Source organism: Pseudoalteromonas luteoviolacea DSM 6061 (assembly GCF_001625655.1).
Lineage (GTDB): Bacteria > Pseudomonadota > Gammaproteobacteria > Enterobacterales > Alteromonadaceae > Pseudoalteromonas > Pseudoalteromonas luteoviolacea.
On the sequence record NZ_AUYB01000103.1, the window covers coordinates 162,971 to 183,223 of the forward strand.

Below are 20,253 nucleotides of genomic sequence, written 5' to 3' on the forward strand. Positions count from 1 at the left end.
ACTGTAGTATCAATGCGATCCATCTTTCAATTGAGTATACCAAATGCATGGTTTTTTAGTTGCTCAGCTCACAGTATTCTTTTTTGCAATGGCTGCATGCTTTTGACTGATAGCAAAAATTAGGTGGGGAAATAAACTGTCAAAACGTCCCCAATGAAGGGGGTCTGTATATTATTACTTTGCCTCAAAAACTGTTAAAAGACAGCAAAGATGCTACTGATGATTAATCCTTAGCACCTTTGCTCATTGTAGCTATTATTGGTAGGCGTCAGTATCAAAATAGAGCTGTTTTAAGGTACCGCAATTGACAAACTTATAAATTAATTCTGATACTTTAGGCACGCGTTTAGACGTTTTAAACCTCTGCATACATGCGCTAGTTAAATCGACAAAAATCAAATGGTTGAAGCTAGGTGTTTGCGTTATCTGATGAATATAAATACGCTCAGTTTTATTGAGCTCAATACTGTCATACTCCTGCCATTGCCCTGATGGTTTAAGGTCTTTCATTTTGCGAGAATAAAGCTTATCGCTAAATACTATGCTGCGTTCAGTGTATACCTTAAAACCATCCTTCTTGTAGTGCCCTTCATAAACATCTGCCACGACAGTAATTTCTTCACCACGCTCTAAGCGTTGTAAGTTAAAGGGTTTTGGCTTAATGGTTATGAGCTCAGAGTCACGAACTAGGTTTAAAAATGCCACATCTGGGTTATCTATTTTATAAACGACCTGGATATCTCCGGGCAACTTATACGAAGGAAAGTTTGTCGCGTAAATTTTTGAACCACGATTCATCAGTACCATGCCATGTTCGCCTTGATAGGCTGGATTGAGCGGTGGAAGTTCTTTTTTTTCTTCAGCGAGTGAAAAAAAGCTAAAGGTAAGTAATAAAAACAGTAAATATGTGTGTTTCATAAAATGTCCTTTGCTGGGCTGAGCATGGCCTGAGTATAGCAATAGACACACACTCTGCTATCTATTGCTCTGAAAATTGATGGTGTTATTGGATTAATCACTGACGTTGTTACGGCCCTTTTTCTTGGCGCGATAGAGTGCAACGTCGGCATTTTTTACTACCTCTTCAAACTTTTGCTTGGCTTGACGAGAAGCGATACCGATAGAGACTGTGACGTTGACGACTTTTCTATCAGAAGGTGGTTTGCTCTGCCGAGACTTTTTAGATTGGCGGTTTTGTTGCCTGATAACCATATCGTAGTTGGCAATGTCTTCGCGTAGCTGTTCTAGCGCATCTAGCGCGACATCTGAAGTCTTACTTGGAAATACCACTGTAAACTCTTCCCCACCATAGCGAAAAACTTTGCCGCCACTTTTCACTTTTACCAATTTGGAAGCAACCAGCTTTAAAACTTGGTCTCCAATATCATGCCCATAGGTGTCGTTAAACTTTTTAAAATGGTCTATATCCAACATGGCCACGGTGTATTTACGCCCAAGAGAGAGTGAGAGTTGATTAAGTGCACGTCTAGTTGGTAATCCTGTTAAGTCATCCCTATATGCTAAAAAATAGCTATCAATAGACACGGTAAGTAAATATACGAATGCGACGATAACGATCACGACATCTAGCGGCAGAGCTAACCAATTTAACTGAAGGGCAAGCCACAATAAGAAGCTACTAAACAGTGTGGCGCGTGTCAGGCACTTGTGTGTGAGGCTGCGCCAAAAGAGTAGAGACCCAATCAAGAATAATGGCACATGATACGTTACGTAAGGCGCTAAGAGGTTGGTGTGTTTGTTGTTGGTTAGCCATGAATTGATAGTTTCCTGCGAGCTGAGCCAAAAATGTGTGCTTAACCCAATGAAACCTAACATCGCTAGGCGCGTAAGAAGGTGTCTAGAAAACAAGGCCCTGTCTTGCATCAAAGACATTAGAAATAGCGTAATTGCTCCGCAAAGTAGTAGCCAAGATGTACTATTTTTAACCCATATTGACCAAGGTAAAGCATAAGACTGAGAGATAAAAAGTAATGTCCATAATAAACAAATCAGAGCGAGTCGGCTGCGATTAAACTGGGCAGAGAAACCAGCACAAAAGAGTAAAATTGGAAGAGTCAGCTGACTGATTGTTGCAGCATAATGTTGCCAATCTTGTTGAAAGTGCAGGGCACTAAACATACATATGACCAAACCAAAAGTGCAGCCGAGTGTAGTTTTAACCCCTTCAAATTTATACAACAATTATCTCCAAAAATGGATAGGTTAGCATGTTTTTAACATTGTAATTTGGCCACATTAAAATTGCTACAATAGTTTCAGAAGTCTGTCACTATCACGGCATTTTAATTTGTCATGTGTGCGTCACTGGCCGTTGTAGGTTGAAGGAGTGAAAGAGAGTTAGGCCGCCACATCCTCAATTCTATCACGGTTAAGGTCGTACCAGCAGGCCCGATCTCTGCCTCTTTGTTTTGCTGCATACAGTGCTTTGTCTGCGCAGCTCATCCACTTGGTTTGTGTAAGGTTATTATCAGTTGCGCAGATACCTAGACTGACGGTTACAGGGTGGTCTTCAATGAGTGATGATGTTCTGATGGAGGCTCTTAACTTTTCTGCGACCTTTTCAGCCGTTTCTACTGTTGTATTTGGCAGAAGTATTACAAACTCTTCCCCGCCTACTCTGAAAAGTAAATCGCTTTCACGTATTTGCGTATTTATCCCCGAGGCTAAACGTATCAAAACTTCATCTCCTTTGGCATGACCGTATAAGTCGTTAATTTGTTTGAAGTGGTCTACGTCAATCATGATGAGCGTTGAGTCATTGTGATAATGTAGTTTGTTTGCCAATGCATCTTTCAAAAATAAGTTTAACTGGCGACGGTTAAGGGCACCAGTTAATGCATCTTTACTAGATTCTTCCTTTAGTAATTCATGTAACGAGTCTATGTGCCTAAGAAGAAGGTTTACGACGGTAATGGTCATCAGTAAAGCAAAAAATAATCGCATTGCATCGGCAACTTGGTAGTTGAGTAAAACATAAATGGTTGCACTCAAAAGGAGTGGTAGGTTGAACACAATCGCAGTTCTTATTGGAAATAAAAAACTCATAATAATGCTGACAGGGAAAACCCAAAAAATCGTACCATCACCTAGGGTAAAGAGGGACAAAGTGACCGCAAGAACAGCTAAAGAGGCCACGATATGCTCATTTATTGGCAGTTTTCTACCTCTGAGTAAAGCATAAGAGTCGGCACTAAATGTTAAGACAAACAAACTAATTGCGGTGGCTAGCGGGTATTCACCAATAATAAAGTTTTTGATAGCAAGGGGAGAAAACACTGCAAGTATGATCAGAGTGACAGCTGGGAAAACTTTTCCTTTTTTGCCAAAATACGTACTTAACCTTATAGGGTCATTTGGGCCATCATAAAAAGACACGTAATACTATCCAATTCATAAACTATATCTCTTTCATTGTATAAATATATATAATTTATTCCTATGTTAAAGGTTTTTTGTGTTAATTATTTGATAATAAGATGTTCCTTGGTTAAATGGGAAGCGCTAAAATCAGCCTTGTGTCTCATTGGAAGATGATTTAATTAGTTTGATAAGAAAGACTTGAGGAGCAATTCGTGAAGTATAAAGAACAAGCAATATGGATAGGCGCTTTGGTACTTTTTTTTAGTATTTACTCAAAATCTGCTGCTTTTACGTGGACAACACTACCAGAATCACGTGCAGTTGAACAACCCGAGTCACTTGATCGGACTTATATACTTAAAATGTCGGGCGTTAGAGATGAGGCATTGGCGTATAAGTGGGCAAAGACCATAAAACAGGTATTTTCATCGAGCCAAGGCCGCAATACCTTAGTTGCGACAAAGTGTTTAACACCTTTGGTACGTGTGGTAAAAAAGCTCGGTCCAAATGCGGGTTTGCAGCCATGGTTTGTTGTTGAAATTGCCATTGGCAAGACAAAAAGAGAAATGGCACAAGTGCAGGGACTGCTGAAAGATAGACTTACAGACAATCCACAGTCATTTATTTTACTCGCTTCCAAACAAGATCTAGAGGGAGTCGAAGTGGGCTGCCAGCGACGTTAATAACATCACTGCAAAAACTCAGTTTTAGCTTGACGCGTCTTAATTAGCCCTTCCAATTCTTGGGTACTTGGTTTGGAGTTCACAATGCCCTCATGCGCAAGTAGCCACTGTTTTCTGAAAACCCCTCCCGCATAGCCAGTCATTTTACCATTGGCGCCAATCACGCGGTGGCAAGGGACAATCAAAGTAATTGGGTTTCGGCCATTGGCACCACCAACGGCGCGCACTGCCTTGGGATTATTAAGCTGCTCAGCGAGTTCGAGGTAAGTCATACTTTTGCCAAATGGAATATCAGTGAGCGCCCGCCATACTTGTTGCTGAAAAGGTGTACCTTGCCAGTCTAAGTCCAAATCGAATTGCGTAAGGTTACTTGAAAAATACGCATTGAGTTGATTGTTGCACTCTTTGAGCAGAGGGCAAGAGCGTGTTTGAGAAACTTGTTCACCGCAAAAAATCAGCTGCCGTATGCCAACCTCTGAGGCCTTTACCTCAATTAAACCGAGTGGGCTTTGAAAGTAATCTGTGTATAGGTTCATAGTTGACTCCATAGCTGAAAAGTAAGGTAACTGCGCCACGGAGACGCTAAATCAGGTGAAAGTGTTCGTTGGTCTTTTGGCGATATTTCTAGCGAAGTTTCGGCTGCAGCCGCTTGTGCTTTGAGTGCTTTTATTATGCCTAAGTCAGAACCCAAAAATATGTCAGGGTTGCTCTGACCGCGCATTTTTGCATAGGCCACGGTCCAAGGGCCAATACCTTTAAGTTGTAGCCAATTATCAGGTACTTCTGGCTCATAGGTATCACAGAAATACTGCGCAAACCGGATCAACGTTTGCCTGCGAGAATCTGGCATTTTTAAAAAGGTTAAATCATTGTTGGCCACGGAGTGTGGGCTTGGAAAGTACCGTCCATTAGGAGCTAAGTCACCTAGTGCATGCACTAGCTGGTGGACTAAGTTTTTAGCTGCTTGCACGGATACTTGCTGGCCTAAAATGGCTCTTATCCCTGCTTCAAATAGGCTCCAAATGCCCGGTAGGCGAAGTCCTAGTGTTAATTTAAACGCCTTTGGCAGCGCTGTGACTAAGTCCTGCTCTATCTGCACTAAATCAGCATCTAAATCTAAGACCCTGCGAATATTATTAATCACCGGTTTGAGTGTTTTGAGTTCATCTAATTGCACTTCTACTTCAAAGCAATTCTTACCCTCAATATGTGTCGCTGTAAATTGACCTACGCTCCCTTGCCATGAAAAGTGCCGTCCATAGCTGTCAGGTGTAATCCACTCCAGCCCTTCTATCAGCCTCGCAGACAAAAATAATTGCATCTGCTGCCAATTAAAAGGTGGACGATAGAACAGTTGCAGTACCACTTTAGAGTTAGTTGATTTTTTTTGCTTACGCATTTGCGTAGGAGTAAGTTTTAGCTGTTCTTTGAAGCAATCGTTGAAACGCCTAATACTGTCAAACCCGCTTGCAAGTGCCACTTCGGTAATTGGTAAGTTTGTTTGATGCAATAATTTTTTGGCAAATAAACATTGTTGGTAAAGGGCGTAAGCCTTTGGTGAAACCCCCAAATGCTGATTAAATAACTTGCGCAAATAGCGATCGCTAACTCCCAGCCTTTTTGATAATTCAGGCAACGAGCTTTGCTGTAACGCGCCCTGATCAATCAATTTGATTGCTCTATCTAATGTTGCACCTGCCCCTTTCCATGCGGGAGAGTCTGGAGCACTGTCAGGCCGACATCGCAAGCAAGGACGATATCCTGATTGAGCAGCAAGAAATGCACTGGAAAAGTATTCCACATTTTCTTCTTTAGGAGGATGCGCAGGACATACTGTACGGCAATAAATGCCTGTGGTTTTAACCGCTATAAAAAACTTTCCATCGAATCTCGCATCCCTTGATAGGCGCGCTTTTTGACAAACTTGGTTATCTAGCATCTCTGTCAACCTTACAACAAGAATAGGCTAATTATATCGAACTATAAACGACCTACTAGCCAGATCCGGAACTGGCCGTTGAAATAGTATTTAGGAAATGGGTGTTTATGGCAAGTGACCAATGAAGGCTGTGCAGGCACTTCATTGGTCAAAGCTAGAGTGAGTTAAGAAAGGTTTGCCTTGATTTCATCAAAGCTCTGTTCAATTAGTAAGTGGCCATTTTTAAACACCGTTTGGAGTAAGTTTTCTCGGCTACCTAAATCGCTTTCTCGTACTGTTTTAATGCCTTTATATCTATCCACTACCACAGCGAGGCGACCTTTCTTGCTGCGCTTTCCATGGTCGGTAATTGGATCTTTAAAAACATCACGCCACAGACCTTTCACTTTTACCGCACTTGCTTTCATAGCAAATTGCATCGTGTCTCTATCAAGCTTTTGCAATAACGCGCCCCCCATACCGAAAGTGATGTTTTCAGCGCTAAGTTGTTTGCTCTGCATAGCTTTCAATATTTCACCAATAGACACTTCATCAATACCATCACCTTGGATAACTCTGACGCAATCGGGCAATACTCGATATCCTTTGCTGTTGATGCGGTAGCCGAACTTAACCATTAATTTTTCTATGGTGGTTGTCACAACTTTCACAGGTTCACCACTATCGGGGCGCACAACTAAGGTGCCACCGCTATTTTCAACCTGTTTTTTGAGCTCCTCTCCCCAAAGCGTATCAATTGCATGCCACAAATCATACGAATCACTGACTACTGCGACCAATTTACCGGGTCCTGAAAACTGCTTGAGCATATTTTCATATGCTTGCTTTTCTCCATCTTTGCCCCAAGCTGTAATGGTACTGTGCTCGGCTGCTGGAATAGAAAAGCCGGGCATGTTTGCACCATAGTGGCGTCTAGCTGCGACAATTGCGCTGAGCGTATCGGTACCCATAAAGTTGAGCAAATGTGCAGCGCCGCCAATCGATGCCGCTTCTTCTGTGGTTGCGCCTCTTGCACCAAAGTCATGGAGTTTAAACTCTAAGCCCTCTAATGATTCTGCGGTCTCTTGCATATATTTTCGAATCACTTGTTTGCAGTGATAAGATACAGTAGCAACCGTAGTTGGATACCAAATCGCGCGCAGCAGGGCGGTTTCTACATAGCTGGTTAACCAAGCACACTTCGGATCGGTATTAATTACTTGTACCAATGCATTACTAATTGGCACTACGGACCCTTCGGGTAAAGCTTGAATTTTAATTGGCAGTAACCCATCGTGTTTATCAACGATGTGTCGCCAACCTGCTTCATGAAATGGAACGCTGTGCAGTTCTAAAATCTCTTTGGCTTCATCTACATCATTGTGGGTTAAAGGCTTGGTAAGGTAGGTTTTAATGAACATTTGCAAACCAAAAAAAACCGCTTTTTGATAATGCCCACCACGTGGCTCAATATAGCTGGATACCTGACTCGTACCTTCTGGGTATTGCTTAAAATGGGATGCTTTGTAGCTATCAGCGTTTAAAATAATATTGTTCATGATGGAGTTCCTCCTATCGTATTGGTGCAACGGGTCTATCCCATTGCATCTTTCGGTACATTACATACCCGTTAATTCTTGAATTATAAAATAATGATCTTCAAATAACTTACTGGGTTCTAATTCTGCCAATGGGACCCACATGGCATGTTTTGCATCGTCAGACCCTTTTACCCTAGGTAGCGCTTTATTAGGTTCTAAATCAAAATAAAAAGCATGTGTAATGGTTCTGCCCCGAGCTGAGCGGTGTGGATCATCAAACACTTGCTGTTGTTTAATTGAACCTTTCAAAACAGGAACCGGTACCTTGAGTCTGGTCTCTTCTCTTAGTTCTCGTAAACATGCATCTATAAGCTTTTCACTGCCGTTGACAAATCCGCCAGGCAGTGCCCAGAGACCTTTACCGGGTCTTGCTTTACGCTCTATTAAGAGTACATGACCACTTTGCACTACGACTGCATCAACAGTTACGAAAGTGGGAGGATATGGTGCATTTTGCCATGCTTGGCGATACTTTTCGATGAAATTATGTTCACTTTGAATGGCTTGGTAATCATCGGTTTTAATGAATTGGGTCAGCATATCTTTAACAAATACAGGCAATTGCTGATGAATGTCGCGGTCTAAAAATGCTAACCCTTCAGTTGAGAAAATCTCTTGTCGAAGCGGCGTTGCTGAAATTTGCTCAAAGTTGTCGACAGGCACAGACCCCCATTGAGGAAACATATTCAAATAATATGAAGACTGGTCTTTACTGTGCCCAATCAAGCCTATGGTTGCAGGTTTGTGTGGCACACGGTGGTGTGCTGTAACGATTCCCTTGACGGTTGTTTGTACATTACGCACCCAAGCATCGTCGTTGTATACGGTGTCCATAAGCGGTGCTATATGCACACGGGAATTTTCATCTTGAGTAAGTGCACCGCGTATCATTAGCTCTCGCTCGGCGCTGGTCCAAGGATTTCTAACAGTTCTTGGTTGATGTGCAGAACCACACAAAATAATTAAGTTTTGAGCGCGCTTTAAACCCTCTTTAACCACGGCTAGATGGCCTTGGTGAAAAGGCTGAAAACGGCCAATAAATACGAGAAAGTCGTATTTTTGATCGTGCGACATTGTCATATCAGCAAACCCCTTGCTGTTTTTATTGAACGCGAAGCAGGTCTATCCCGCCAGCGTATTTGGATATCAAATGGTTCCCATTCGACATCCATTACTTTGACATATCATGACCCGCTTTTCAAACAGTTATTTTTATTAGATGACTTTCTTCTTCTAAGCCAAATTCGCGTTTTAAATCACTGAATAAAGCTTGTTTTTGCTCGTCGCTGAGGTTGCTAGTATCGTGCTCTTCGAGAGATTTTGACAAAAAATCAACGACCTGCTGTAAGTCAATTGCTGGAGAACCATCTTTTAAGGAGGGTTTTGGAGGAGGTTTTACTCCCGCTAATTCGCCTACGGCTTTAGCATCGAAGCCAAGTTCAGACATGTGTTCTGCCAATGCTTTACCCGGCTTTATACCAGCTTCTTTAAAGGTCTCAACGATTGATTTGGCATCTTCTTCGCTCAGGTTTTGCGGATCGAATTGTTCAAGTGTGGCTTTGATTGTATCGGATTGCTCTGCACTCAACTGATTATCTGGACGGCCAAAAGACCCATTTTGATTGTAAGACACTGCACCTATCATGATCATCACACATAGCTATTTTTCATTGCTTATAGTGTGTACACACAATGCGCAAATAATGTGAAAGGTGAAATTTTTAGATAAGGTGTTTGAGCATTAACTGCGCTTTTTGGTAATCTTCAGGTGTGCCGATATCTATAAACTCGGCGCGATAACACTGACTATACAGCGATTTGCTGGCAGCAAATTCTGATAAGTATTGCTCGAAAGAGAATGGGGTAGTAGCGGTACTAGCCAAAAACTCAGCTTTATTTATCAGGTATACACCCGCATTAATATAGCCCGCTCCTTGTTTACCCTTTTCAAGAAATTCAGTAATAAGGCCTGAGTCTGGGTCTATGGTCAGCGCACCAAAGCGGCTAATATCAGGCACGTAGGCGGCAGCAAGGCTGATAGCTCCTTTATTTGTAACCTGCTGAGTAAAAGCGCAGTAATCAATATCAAAATAGCAGTCCCCGTTTAATACTAAAACATGTTTCTGAGTACTTAATTGCATGGCATTGCGTATTGCACCACCGGTACCAAGGGGTTCTCTTTCTCGGCTCAAAGAGATATTAGCAAGAGGTTGATTGGCGTTTGCATATTGCTCAAAGTGCTCATGTAGATGCCCTGTTGCTAAAATTAAATGTAAGTGTTGGCCAAATGCACTGCGCAGCCTATGTAAAACAAGATCAAAAAACGGGCGATTTCCAATTGGAGCTAAGGGCTTAGGCAGGTTATTCACAATCGAACTAAGTCGGGTGCCTTTACCACCGACTAACACGATCACATCCATATGCACGACTCCTGCGTTTTGGAGTCGGCATTGCTTTGAACTCTGATAGCCTGCGCACCGTGATCAACGAATTCTATCTGCACAATATTTGTGTTGAACGTACGTATGATGTTTGCTTTTATCTGATTGGCTGTCTTATTTGGGAGAGCAAATAGCATAAAACCACCACCTCCTGCACCACATACTTTTCCTGCTAAAGCACCTTGCTTAATTACAAACTCAAATAAATGTGCAACTTTGCTAGGCAGCACCGCTTCGCCAAGCTGATGCTTTTGCTCACTGGCAATATTAAACAACGACCAAAATTGTTCGATATCCGCATCTAGTAGTGCTTGTGCCATTGGAATAACTGACGTCCGGATATTGTGTAAATAATTTAGTCTAAGCGCATTGCATTGTTTGATTTGTAAAGACTGCGCCTCAATGGCTTCCCCTGGGCTCCTTAGTACTTGGCTGTTAATCAAGACAATCTGAGACTCCAAAGTCTGGCGGGTTGATTGACTCAACGAGAGTGGCGTAACCTTATTGTCATGTTGACTCAAAAATGAAAAATGATTGAGCCCACCAAATGCGGCAGCGTACTGATCTTGTAGTCCACCTTTTAGTTTTAATTTTGTGCGTTCAATGTCATATGCTACACGTGCTAACATCTGAGGGTTAGTGGGTACATTTAGCAATTCACAAAACCCTTTTATCAGTGCAACTGTGAGCGCTGATGAGGCTCCGAGGCCGCTGCCAAACCCCATTTCACTCCAAGTATCTATTGAACATGGAATAAATCTACCTTGGTGGTGATTTTCAACAAAATAAAGATACACCGCTTGCTGAATCGCGAGTGGCCCTTGCAATGAGAGTTGACTTAAATCTTTGGCATTAAATCTCTCCTCAGAGTCACAACAATGTATCGTTAGTTCATTTCCACCCGTGACTATTTGTCCGTACACGTATAAATTAATTGTACAGTTGATTACTTCACTGCCGTACAAGTCTACGTATGGTGGGATATCTGTACCACCGCCAGCAAGACCAATTCGTAATGGTGCACGACACTGTATCATGTCATTTTCAGTCATGTTTAATAACCTTCGAGAATGTCAATGTGGCGTTTAACCTTGCTTTGATAACGAGATAGACTAGCGGCAATGTTTTGTCCTACATTTTCGCCATAGAGCTTATGAGGGGCGCTAGTTGGCCATACTTTTTGCGGTTCGTCAATGGCAAGCTTCAGACCCGAGTAGATAAATGCGTCGTCCAATGGCGGCACAAGCAGATTAGACTGGCTCTCTAGAACAGTCTCTGGTCTATCTGTGTTTGCACGGCAAGTTAACATGGGTACATTAAGTGTATGTAACTCCTCTTGTAAGCCGCCACTGTCACTGTAAACAAAGCGACAGTGCTCACCAGTTACAAACTCCAAAACATGCTGGTAGCTTGGCCATAGGTCATGAAAAACGACTCCCGCTTGTTTGGCTGTTTCTACGAGAGAGTCCAATTGATGTGTCTCTACTGCGCGGATGAAAGCGTTGTATTTGACGAAGACGATATTATATTGCTCCAATGCAAGTTGTGTTAAGGCTTTCATGAGTGCGATTAAAATCGGTTTTGTTAGGTTCTCACGACGATGAATATCGACACGTATCCATTTGCCTTGTGCTAACTCTGGGTAGCAATCATAAATGGTTTCTTGTGGTTGCTGCTTGCTTTGCAGCATAACTGCGTCAGCGCTGAGTGAGCCAACAATATCGATGCTTTCTTTTTGGTACCCCTCTCTTAGTAAGGTTTGCCGATTGCGCTCTATAGGTGCGAGTAATAAGTCTGATACACATGAAGTTAATACGGTATCAATTCCTTCTGGGAAGGGCATATCACGATGCCAGACCCAATCACATTGACGTTGTAATAAAAGCTTGCCTCCTTGTAGATCGTGCCAATTTTTAGGGCCCATACTTCGCAGCCCAGCCTCTACATGTACAGCTCTTGTCCCAGTTGCCAAATACCAATATTGAGGTAACAAATTGGATGTGAGAGTATCGCCAGAAACCACGGGAACAACGCACGTATCTGGCGCTAATTCAGTAAAGTAATGAGCCAGTTGCTCTACGGCACAGGCCATATTTGCGGCCTTATTGAGTATACTTCCAGTGATATTTAAGTTGATGGCAATCTTGTCAGCGATATTGAATAAAGCGCCTGCTTCAGTTAAGACCGCGTCATAGTGCTGACCGCTTTCAATGACCAGCGTGCTGATATCTTGGGCTTCACATGCACGTACCAAAGAAGCCAGTTTTACGTAACAGGGCTTGGTTGCAATGACTATCATAAAAACAGGCCTGCTATTGCGATAGGCATCGTCAAAAACAGCTTTCACTTTGTCATCTTGTATACTGATTGCCATGAGTACTCCAATTTTATGCTGCTGTCATACAGTGTTTTGTTAGCAATGTTTCAATATTTTGCTGTGTGAGTTCAATAAGTTTCTGCATTGCAGCTACGATGATGTCCGTGCTGGTTTGTTCAGAAAAACTAATAAACAAACGGCCTCGACCTTTATTCCATTCTTCGTCCCAGTCCAGCGCTTGGTAATTTTGTATTTCTGTGCGCAGTAGGGGAATAGTTTGTTTCAAATAGGGTTTAATAAACGCTAACTCGTCACGTTCTAAGTGAATTTCTACGCCAATAGCGCTTGGCAATGTGAGAAATTCATAGTGGCATGCTCTTGGCCAATGACTTGGTGCGATGCGTCTGAAATGCATAAACGAGCCCCGAGTTTGCCAGTTTTCACTGGCTTGAGTATTGTATTTTTCAACGATATCCAAAAATTTCTCAGGCCGCTCTTTTTGTACTTTGTGCACAGAAAAGATCCCATTAGCAACGACATCCCACGTGCTATCGATATACGTAGTATGAGTTTGCAAATTATCGAGAGTGGCAATGTATGCTGTTAAGTCAGGTTTTTCCGAGTTAATAAGTTCACTGAGTAGTGTCTGGGCGCGACGGTAATGCCCAAGGCCTAAAAATGCTTCTTGGAAATCAACTTGGTGCAGTGAGTTCTTGAGAATTTTATTTAAGGTATTTACGATTTCGATGGCGCAATTAAAGTCTTTTTCATCTACTTCGAAGCCATCTAACATTGCAAAGCCCATTACTTCGATTACATGCCCTGCATAATAGACTTGATTTTCAATGAGATCAGACATCACCATGTCATTGCGTAATTGGTCGAGCTGTTGCTTACTCTCTGTATCTTCTGGATTGTCTACCAATTTTACAGTTAGCCTCAATACACTCAAAAGTACATGCAAGATTTCAAGTTGGCTGGTTAAAAACAGTTGCGCATATGGTTTGAACTTTTCTAACCCTGGCACCTTCGCAACCATAGCCAGAACCCCCTCAGTGAGGTGAAACTTACGACACACCGTATAGTCTCCCACATAATGGGCATGCACCGCTTGGACCATGAGTTGCTCTATATCAAATTCTTGCGGGGTACCGTTTGGGTCGTAAAAAGTAAAGCTACGAGCATTGATATGAGGGTAATAGTTGGCAAGTGCAAACAGCATATGGCCCAACTCAACGCCTTTGTTGGTCATAATTTGTGTAGAACCGTTGAGTAAATCTGCGAATGTGATGCCCGTTTGGGCAATATCAACGGTAGCAGGTACGCCTGCCATAGCAGAGTACGCAAAAGTTTGCCATGGGTGAAAGTCACCTTCAGGATCACATTGATAAATGTATGGTTGTTTGTTTTTTTTAAAGTGTACAAAACCTGAGATTAAATCTGTTAAGGGGTTACCTTGGTAGGTGAGATTTCCCCAGCCATTAATCACGTGGCAGAGGTGTGGTAGACCGTCCCGCTCAACAATGCTGTCTAGGTTTTCTGCAATAAGACAGTCAGAGATATTAATCACTTGATTGGCAAGCGCTGTGTCAATTCCCTGAGATAGCTCAATACTATTTTTGGTTTGATTAATAATTTTCCAGCATTCTTCTTTTAGCTGAATTGGTGACCAAGGTGTGATCTGTGACATGATATTTAGCCCCGATATTATTGTTCTTAGAAGGAGGTGCATCGCACCTCCATAGGGTAGTACTAATTACTTAAACTCTTGATCACAGCAGCCTTGAGTACAACAACCGCGGATCAATACTGGCTCATTGGCCAACTCTTCTTGATTCACTTTAGATGTTACGCCACCTGTGATGGCATCTAGATCTTCCAGCGTTAGAGGCTTCATTTCTTGATTGTCTTTCATGGTATTTTCCTTATTAAGGTTAGAATGGTTGAGGAGGTTCACTACAACAGCCTTGGGTGCAACAACCACGTATCAAAACAGGTTCTTTAGCAAGGTCCTGCTTATTCACTCTGGTCGTGTCGCCGCCAGCAATTGTATTAATTTCCTCAAGGGTTAAAGGCTTCATTTGGTCGTTATTTTTCACGTTGAATCCTTGTCAGAGCTGTCATTAGAAAATTTGAGGTGGTTCGTCACAGCAGCCTTGATTACAACAGCCACGAATCAAAATTGGCTCGTTAGACAAGTCATCCTTTTCGAATTTATTGGCGCCACCACCTACAATTGATTCCATTTCCTCAAGTGATAAAGGCTTCATTTCTTCTATGTTTTTCATTGTTTTTTTCCTTAACTTATAATTTGCTAGTGTTACTAGCTCGGTTGATGAACAGAGACATACTGTTCAAATTGATTACCAGTATCCTTACGTAAGCTGCCTAGAAACTGGCTTGCGGCATATTTGTCTAGGCAATAAGTAAAGTTCTGATGGTCGCTTTGGGCACGGTTTAAACTCCCCAAATTTCGAGCACTATCATCGTGGGTTAGATGGGTTGCTTGCCCGGCAAGTGTTTGTTGTAAATCAAGCATAGCTTTTAGGCGTACAATCAAATCGAGATCTTCCCATCCCCAGTAGGTCATTTTTGAATCGAAACCTTCAATCGCTAGCAGGTGAGGCTTTTTGACCATGAGTAAACCTGGTGCTGTGCGTAAATCATTAGTGAGTGAAGATTGATTGACCAATATCTCGGTATGCTGGTTTGAACCAATGGGTAAAGTCAGTACCGTGCGGGTTTGGCATCTTAAATGAAATTGGCTACTTTTCTGTGGCTTTGATTCAGTGACTGATTCTAGATTGGCAAAGCTCGTGTCAGAAACATGATGATAGAGCTCGCTCAGTGTTGAGCGATTTAAGATAACATCAGCATCTAAAATGAATATGGTGTCGTGCGTTGCACTGTGTATTCCCCAATTCAAGGCAAAAGACTTATTAAAAAACGCGGTGAATATATTGATCACTTTAACTGTAAGGTGCTGATACGGCACAGCATCTAGTAACGCTAACAAACGCTTTTGGTCACCCCCCATATTTACAATGAGGAGCTCAACCTCCGGTATTGTTTCAAACGCTGGTAAATTAGCTGCGAGCGTTTGGCTTATTTCTGGTCGGTCTTTCCATGGAATAATGATACTTATCATGACTTACTCTCTAGGCAAAGACGACAAAGCCGTCGGCCAAAAGTTGCCAAATAATATCTTGCGCTTGAGGGTCAAAACGCGCTATTTCGACAGGTGATTTGAGTTCACTTAAAATGTGTTTTTGTGCGTCAGTGAGCTTTTTCTCAGCTGGCCAACATGGGTCGTTCACGACGGTCCAATGGTTTTGATGAATATGCTCAATAGCAATAACTTTTGCGGTCAAAGGCTGCTGGTAAGCTAGTTTATGGGAGACATAAAATTGCGCTACGCCGCTGTAGTTTTCGAAACCTAGGTTAACAGAGGGGAGTAAGCAAAGTGTATCGTTGGTAATTGACTGACACTGCCCAATTTGGGTTACATTGGCACTTTTGTAAGCTGTCAAACAGTCTAGTAGGCCAGACTCTAAACGATTGACGAAGTGCCCATAACGATAATTCTGTGAGGCATGTGTTTTGCAATTTTCTATTAGCTGGGTGTGTTTTTCGTGATTATTGAGCACCTCAGTCAACCATTTAAAGCCAGATTGATAATTAAAGCGTATACCACCATGCGTCACCCAAGTAGACATCAACTTGCCCGTTTCATTATCCACTACGGTATCTTTTAATCCCCCATAATTACACCCGAGGACGGGGGTGCCTGCCGCCATAGCCTCTATTGCTATGTAGCCGAAATTTTCATCCAAAGAGTTGGTTGGATGGATCAATACATCCATGGCAGCAATAGTGGTAGCTAGCATTTGATCGGTTAGATTAGCGGCACAGAATGTAACATTGTCTTCAAGGTTGTAGTGTGTAATGAGGCTTTGAATATAGTCTGGGTATTGTTCAGTCATATAGGGAAGAACAGGGTAGTCCACCCAGTAATTGCCAATCACAAATGCTTGAATTGGCTGCCTTGGGAAAGCGGTTTTCAGGTCTCTAACATATTCTAAGAAACGATGTAAATTTTTCTGTGGCAAAAGCCTCGCTACATGGCCGAGTACCCAGGTAGTAGGAGGAATATCGAGTTGCGCTTTAGCGCTTTGTTTGTCAGGTGCCTGCCAAAAATATTCTGATACAGGCAGGGGAAGAAAAATAATTTGTGGTTTTAAATCAGGACAAAGCACATGAATCACGTCAATGTCTGACTGACAGTTCACTATGATGCCATCGCACGTTCTCAGCTTAGGTAAATACTTTTGTAAAAAGGGCGTATCTAAGGTAGCGCCGCCATGTAGGGCCATGATACGAGGTGGACCTGATTGAAATTCATCTTGCCATAGCCGACTGCCTGAAAAGTTAAGCAGTAAATCCAGCGAATCGTCGGGTACATGCTGCTCTTGATCTAAGTTTATAAGGGTTGCACCGGACTGAATAAGTGCCGACAGATAGAAGTGTTTGGTTTTTCCAACGCTGACCCAAAATTGTTCGCCCATCCCTGATACGCCAATTTTTAAATTGTTTATAGATTGGGACATTACAGCTTTCCTTTGTTTAGAGTTGTTATAGCTTGCTGGTGGTCAACAAATGCGTTACTAGATGGCTCAGGTTCAGTTGCCCAGTTTACTTTGTTACTTTTGGATTTATCCCACCGAAATAGCCAGTGAATGCCAAACTTAAAAGCCTGAGTGGGTTGAGAATATACCGGGTGCTGCAAAGTTTTATCTAAACTTTGAAAGAGGTAGCCGCGGGACTTCAAGGAGGTAAGAATCGCGTCCAAACTGTCGGCATTTAATTGATTTACGTGCAGCATTAAGACATGTGGAATAGGTGTATCAAACATCTTCGAACTGGCATTTTCGTAGAAGTCAAACCGAGCTTCTGTAAATGTGAGGTACTGCTTTTTGTATTCACCAGCCATGGATACTTGTTTTTCTTTTAGTTTTACAGTGTAGGGAGCGTCAAACACGTAATCCGCATTTTCCATCGTCACTGGCACCAAAGAGAGACCCAGTTGGTGTAACCCTTGAAAGAGGGCATGTTGGGTTTTGTTGGTTTCACCTGCGTGCAAATAAGGAGGACGAAAGAACTTTTGTTTTTGATTGCCAAGTACAGCTTGTGTTGTGGTCGAACCTTTTTTTATATCTTTCAAATAGGTGTTTAAGTCGGTCTTGTGATATGAAAGGTGTGAAAAGGTATGGTTGCCCAGAGAATGCCCTTGGGTTTGCCATTCAGTTAATAATGACTTCAATAATTTGGGGTTATCTTTTAAATGGCCTTCGTTAACAAAGCCAGTTGCTTTGATATCATGTTTTTTTAGAGTTGCGAGTAACTTCAGATTGATTTTTTTGAGGCTTTCAGCTGACAGTGTAAATTCACCATGTATGGGAATATCATCAAATGTTATTGAGATTTTCTTTTGATGGTATTCACTTGCGTTTAAGTGAGTCATTGTAGTGCAGGCATAAATTGCCACAGACACTTTAATCAGCTTCATAATAGACATGAGTACATTTCATTTTCCTTTGAGTTAATGAAATATAAACATGTTACAAATTTTTTATCAATGTGTGTTTTGGAGAGCCGTTTTTTTAATGCTGCAAATCAATCAAGGCAACTGTACCTAGTATAAAGTTTAAATCACACTGTCATTGATTCAATGCAACGTTCGAAGTACTCATGTATTCGTCACCTTCGTTTTTATCTATTGCTACATAGTTTAAGCCCGATAGATTGAATGGCATATCTAATGTTTCATTATATTTATGCATATCTTTAATCTGTTGCTCAATAAAGCTATGGACCAGGGAGTCTATATTACTATTGACCCAGCTCTCAATTGAGTCTGAACGGATAAAGTCTTCTGGCGTTTCCTCCAAGTCTTTTATCAATTCGTGCCATATCGCTGGTTGGCTTTTAGCCGGCGTATCAAAAGTGAATTCTATTACTTCGTTCATCCACCCAAGACCGACTTGATCAAACGCATTGAGCAAGTTGGAGTAAAAATCTTGTCTCTCCCTTTCAGAGGTGAGCGCGTCATGGTTGATGACGTATTCCTCTGAGTCAGTTTGTAGGTAGTGCTTGTGCTCGCGCCAGTCAAGTTGTTTACTAACAAGCGTAAATACGTTTTGGTTATTGCTCTTGTCGACCTCGCTCAACATAGCAAAAAAGCTATCTTGCTGATATGGCTTGATTGTTTTTGCCATATCGATAATCCCTACGTTAGTTTCATAATCACTTTCATCAATATGCGCATTGAGCTCCAGTAACTGTTCATCAGTTAGCTTGTTATCTAGGATTATATTCGCATAGCGATTGAGGTTGGCTCGCTCTTGCATGCCAAAGCTTCGTGAAAAAATATGATGGTCTTTGTCGTATCTATTGAGTAGTGCATCTTCTTGGCCCTTTGCATCCAAAATACCAGCAGGAGAGGAGTAAGGTGAAAAGTCATGAGCTTGTCCTTGCTCTAAAATATGTGACATTGTGTGCAGCGTACTACTTAATGTCTCCTCAGACATGCTATTGAACTTGTCTATCAAGTCCTCGCTTATGTTGTTAAAACGTCCTGTTTTTGGATTAAATTCAGCCATATTAACTATAATGTCTGCAAATTTTGCGAAGTCTTCATCACTGAGTTTTTTACTGAGCTCCAATAGCTCTTGGGTTGGTTTTAGGTGTTGAAATTTATGACGTTGGTCGGGGGGGAACCTATCCCCTTGTGCTAGAAAGTCCTCAATATCAGCTTCATTGGTTAGTTCACCAAATTGATAAGACTTGTTCAAATGCTCTGTTCCTAGACCGCTTAGTGTTACTTGAGGTCGTACGTAGGTTTTGCTAAAACCAAAAATAATGGGGCGCGATAATGTGTCTTCGAGATTTGCTTCTCGTTGCGCTTTGTCCTCAGCAGACTCAAACTTTACAAAGTAGTCTTGTTGTGGATTTAATGTTTGAGCAGGCACGCGATTAGGCTTATTTTGGCTGGGCAATTGCTCTTTGAGTGTGAGATTGCTGCTTATTTGCTCCTGTGAAACCTGTAAATGCCTTGTCAGCTTACCGATCATAACCTTTTCCTTAAGTTACCGAGGTACAACTAACTTTTCGACCGTTTGTATTAAACCTTTAGAAACAAAGTTTAATTATTGTTTTTTAGCGAGAAAAAGTAACTCCTCGCAATCCAATAAGTTAGCTTGTCGATTGCTGACTGGCGAGTTGTTTAGTTTGTGCATAGAGCCGCAGCGTCAGGAACGTGACTGTACCTGCAACTAAGGCGCATAACACATGATGCAGCAGTAAATGACTAACAATGAATGCAGGTAGGTCTTCTGCACCATCGATAAAAAGTGCCTTAATAAATAAACCAAGATATGCACTAGTATGGCCAAGCAGTGCTAATTTAAAAATACGCTTAAATTTGAGTTGTATGGTTGAAGCCAGGCGCTGCTTATTTAGATTTATTACCAGTATAGAAAATAAGCATATCAAAATACTGACTGCGCCTAACCCTAAGATGGATGTTTTAATCAAAATGGCAGCTAATACATATGCGATGATCATCGGTCTCTTTTCGCTCTGGCATATCGATGGGGGATGGTAAAAAAGGTGTTTTCAATTGTCTATCTGAAATACTCTGACGTGTTATCAGATTTTCTTTGTTGATGGTGTTGACTAAGGTAGCCTACCAGTACATAGTGGTAAGTTCTACTTATCAGGATTAAAAAGCAATAACAATGAACCGACTAACTAATACATCGCTAAATTTATCGTGGCTTCTGGTCACGTGGCTTAGTGTGTAGCGGTTTAGTCTCTTTTTCTAACCGCGACGGTAAATGCGGTTAGTCTATGT

21 protein-coding genes are annotated in these 20,253 nt (G+C 41.8%); 1 reads left to right on the top strand and 20 read right to left on the bottom strand.

The window, feature by feature from the left end; genetic code table 11:
* Positions 1 to 255: 255 nt before the first annotated feature.
* The 3 genes from N475_RS12580 to N475_RS12590 form a co-directional block, all read right to left on the bottom strand.
* Complete coding sequence (locus N475_RS12580) at positions 256 to 918, bottom strand: hypothetical protein (protein WP_063359647.1); 663 nt, start codon at positions 916 to 918, stop codon at positions 256 to 258.
* Between the two features lie 93 nt (positions 919 to 1,011).
* Positions 1,012 to 2,139, bottom strand: coding sequence for a GGDEF domain-containing protein (locus tag N475_RS12585; protein ID WP_081216132.1), 1,128 nt, complete (start codon positions 2,137 to 2,139; stop codon positions 1,012 to 1,014).
* A 219-nt stretch (positions 2,140 to 2,358) separates the two neighbouring features.
* Entirely contained in the window at positions 2,359 to 3,396 is a 1,038-nt protein-coding gene (locus tag N475_RS12590) for a GGDEF domain-containing protein (RefSeq protein WP_063359649.1), read from the bottom strand.
* A 197-nt stretch (positions 3,397 to 3,593) separates the two neighbouring features.
* On the opposite strand from N475_RS12590, the gene N475_RS12595 reads away from it, so the two are divergent.
* On the top strand, positions 3,594 to 4,064 hold the full coding sequence (locus tag N475_RS12595; protein ID WP_063359650.1) for a hypothetical protein: 471 nt from the start codon (positions 3,594 to 3,596) through the stop codon (positions 4,062 to 4,064).
* Positions 4,065 to 4,069: 5 nt separating this feature from the next.
* Here the strand turns inward: N475_RS12595 and N475_RS12600 are convergent, their stop codons facing one another.
* The 17 genes from N475_RS12600 to N475_RS12665 all read right to left on the bottom strand — a co-directional run bounded on the left by N475_RS12600 (position 4,070) and on the right by N475_RS12665 (position 19,964).
* Positions 4,070 to 4,600, bottom strand: coding sequence for a methylated-DNA--[protein]-cysteine S-methyltransferase (locus tag N475_RS12600; RefSeq protein ID WP_063359651.1), 531 nt, complete (start codon positions 4,598 to 4,600; stop codon positions 4,070 to 4,072).
* Positions 4,597 to 6,003 (bottom strand): DNA-3-methyladenine glycosylase 2 family protein, encoded by a 1,407-nt coding sequence (locus N475_RS12605; RefSeq protein WP_063365378.1) that lies wholly within the window; start codon positions 6,001 to 6,003, stop codon positions 4,597 to 4,599. Before N475_RS12605 ends, N475_RS12600 begins: the two co-directional genes overlap by 4 nt.
* Positions 6,004 to 6,167: 164 nt before the next feature.
* Entirely contained in the window at positions 6,168 to 7,541 is a 1,374-nt protein-coding gene (locus N475_RS12610) for a nicotinate phosphoribosyltransferase (protein ID WP_063365379.1), read from the bottom strand.
* 60 nt (positions 7,542 to 7,601) lie between these two features.
* Positions 7,602 to 8,663 (bottom strand): bifunctional nicotinamide-nucleotide adenylyltransferase/Nudix hydroxylase, encoded by a 1,062-nt coding sequence (locus N475_RS12615; RefSeq protein ID WP_063365380.1) that lies wholly within the window; start codon positions 8,661 to 8,663, stop codon positions 7,602 to 7,604.
* A gap of 118 nt (positions 8,664 to 8,781) precedes the next feature.
* The gene (locus tag N475_RS12620) at positions 8,782 to 9,237 is read right to left on the bottom strand and encodes a hypothetical protein (protein ID WP_155731016.1); all 456 of its coding nucleotides are present in this window, start codon (positions 9,235 to 9,237) and stop codon (positions 8,782 to 8,784) included.
* Positions 9,238 to 9,304: 67 nt separating this feature from the next.
* Positions 9,305 to 10,003: a sugar phosphate nucleotidyltransferase gene (locus N475_RS12625; RefSeq protein ID WP_063359655.1), complete on the bottom strand. Its 699-nt coding sequence runs from the start codon at positions 10,001 to 10,003 to the stop codon at positions 9,305 to 9,307.
* Positions 9,994 to 11,076: a GHMP family kinase ATP-binding protein gene (locus N475_RS12630; RefSeq protein WP_063359656.1), complete on the bottom strand. Its 1,083-nt coding sequence runs from the start codon at positions 11,074 to 11,076 to the stop codon at positions 9,994 to 9,996. Before N475_RS12630 ends, N475_RS12625 begins: the two co-directional genes overlap by 10 nt.
* A gap of 2 nt (positions 11,077 to 11,078) precedes the next feature.
* Complete coding sequence (locus N475_RS12635) at positions 11,079 to 12,398, bottom strand: UDP-N-acetylglucosamine 2-epimerase (protein WP_063359657.1); 1,320 nt, start codon at positions 12,396 to 12,398, stop codon at positions 11,079 to 11,081.
* Positions 12,399 to 12,411: 13 nt separating this feature from the next.
* Positions 12,412 to 14,031 carry a hypothetical protein gene (locus N475_RS12640; RefSeq protein ID WP_063359658.1) on the bottom strand — a complete coding sequence of 540 codons (1,620 nt, stop codon included), beginning with the start codon at positions 14,029 to 14,031 and terminating at the stop codon, positions 12,412 to 12,414.
* Positions 14,032 to 14,097: 66 nt separating this feature from the next.
* The gene (locus N475_RS25485; protein ID WP_155731017.1) at positions 14,098 to 14,256 is read right to left on the bottom strand and encodes a hypothetical protein; all 159 of its coding nucleotides are present in this window, start codon (positions 14,254 to 14,256) and stop codon (positions 14,098 to 14,100) included.
* A gap of 19 nt (positions 14,257 to 14,275) precedes the next feature.
* Positions 14,276 to 14,440: a hypothetical protein gene (locus N475_RS25490; RefSeq protein WP_155731018.1), complete on the bottom strand. Its 165-nt coding sequence runs from the start codon at positions 14,438 to 14,440 to the stop codon at positions 14,276 to 14,278.
* 24 nt (positions 14,441 to 14,464) lie between these two features.
* Entirely contained in the window at positions 14,465 to 14,629 is a 165-nt protein-coding gene (locus N475_RS25495; protein WP_155731019.1) for a hypothetical protein, read from the bottom strand.
* A 35-nt stretch (positions 14,630 to 14,664) separates the two neighbouring features.
* Positions 14,665 to 15,489 carry a glycosyltransferase family 2 protein gene (locus N475_RS12645; RefSeq protein ID WP_063359659.1) on the bottom strand — a complete coding sequence of 275 codons (825 nt, stop codon included), beginning with the start codon at positions 15,487 to 15,489 and terminating at the stop codon, positions 14,665 to 14,667.
* A 10-nt stretch (positions 15,490 to 15,499) separates the two neighbouring features.
* Positions 15,500 to 16,948: a glycosyltransferase family 4 protein gene (locus tag N475_RS12650; RefSeq protein WP_063365381.1), complete on the bottom strand. Its 1,449-nt coding sequence runs from the start codon at positions 16,946 to 16,948 to the stop codon at positions 15,500 to 15,502.
* On the bottom strand, positions 16,948 to 17,916 hold the full coding sequence (locus N475_RS12655) for a polysaccharide deacetylase family protein (RefSeq protein WP_081216128.1): 969 nt from the start codon (positions 17,914 to 17,916) through the stop codon (positions 16,948 to 16,950). The genes N475_RS12650 and N475_RS12655 overlap by 1 nt, the downstream gene beginning before the upstream one ends.
* 142 nt (positions 17,917 to 18,058) lie before the next feature.
* Positions 18,059 to 19,471 carry a hypothetical protein gene (locus N475_RS12660; protein ID WP_063365382.1) on the bottom strand — a complete coding sequence of 471 codons (1,413 nt, stop codon included), beginning with the start codon at positions 19,469 to 19,471 and terminating at the stop codon, positions 18,059 to 18,061.
* A 121-nt stretch (positions 19,472 to 19,592) separates the two neighbouring features.
* Positions 19,593 to 19,964 carry a hypothetical protein gene (locus N475_RS12665; RefSeq protein ID WP_063359663.1) on the bottom strand — a complete coding sequence of 124 codons (372 nt, stop codon included), beginning with the start codon at positions 19,962 to 19,964 and terminating at the stop codon, positions 19,593 to 19,595.
* Between the last annotated feature and the right edge of the window lie 289 nt (positions 19,965 to 20,253).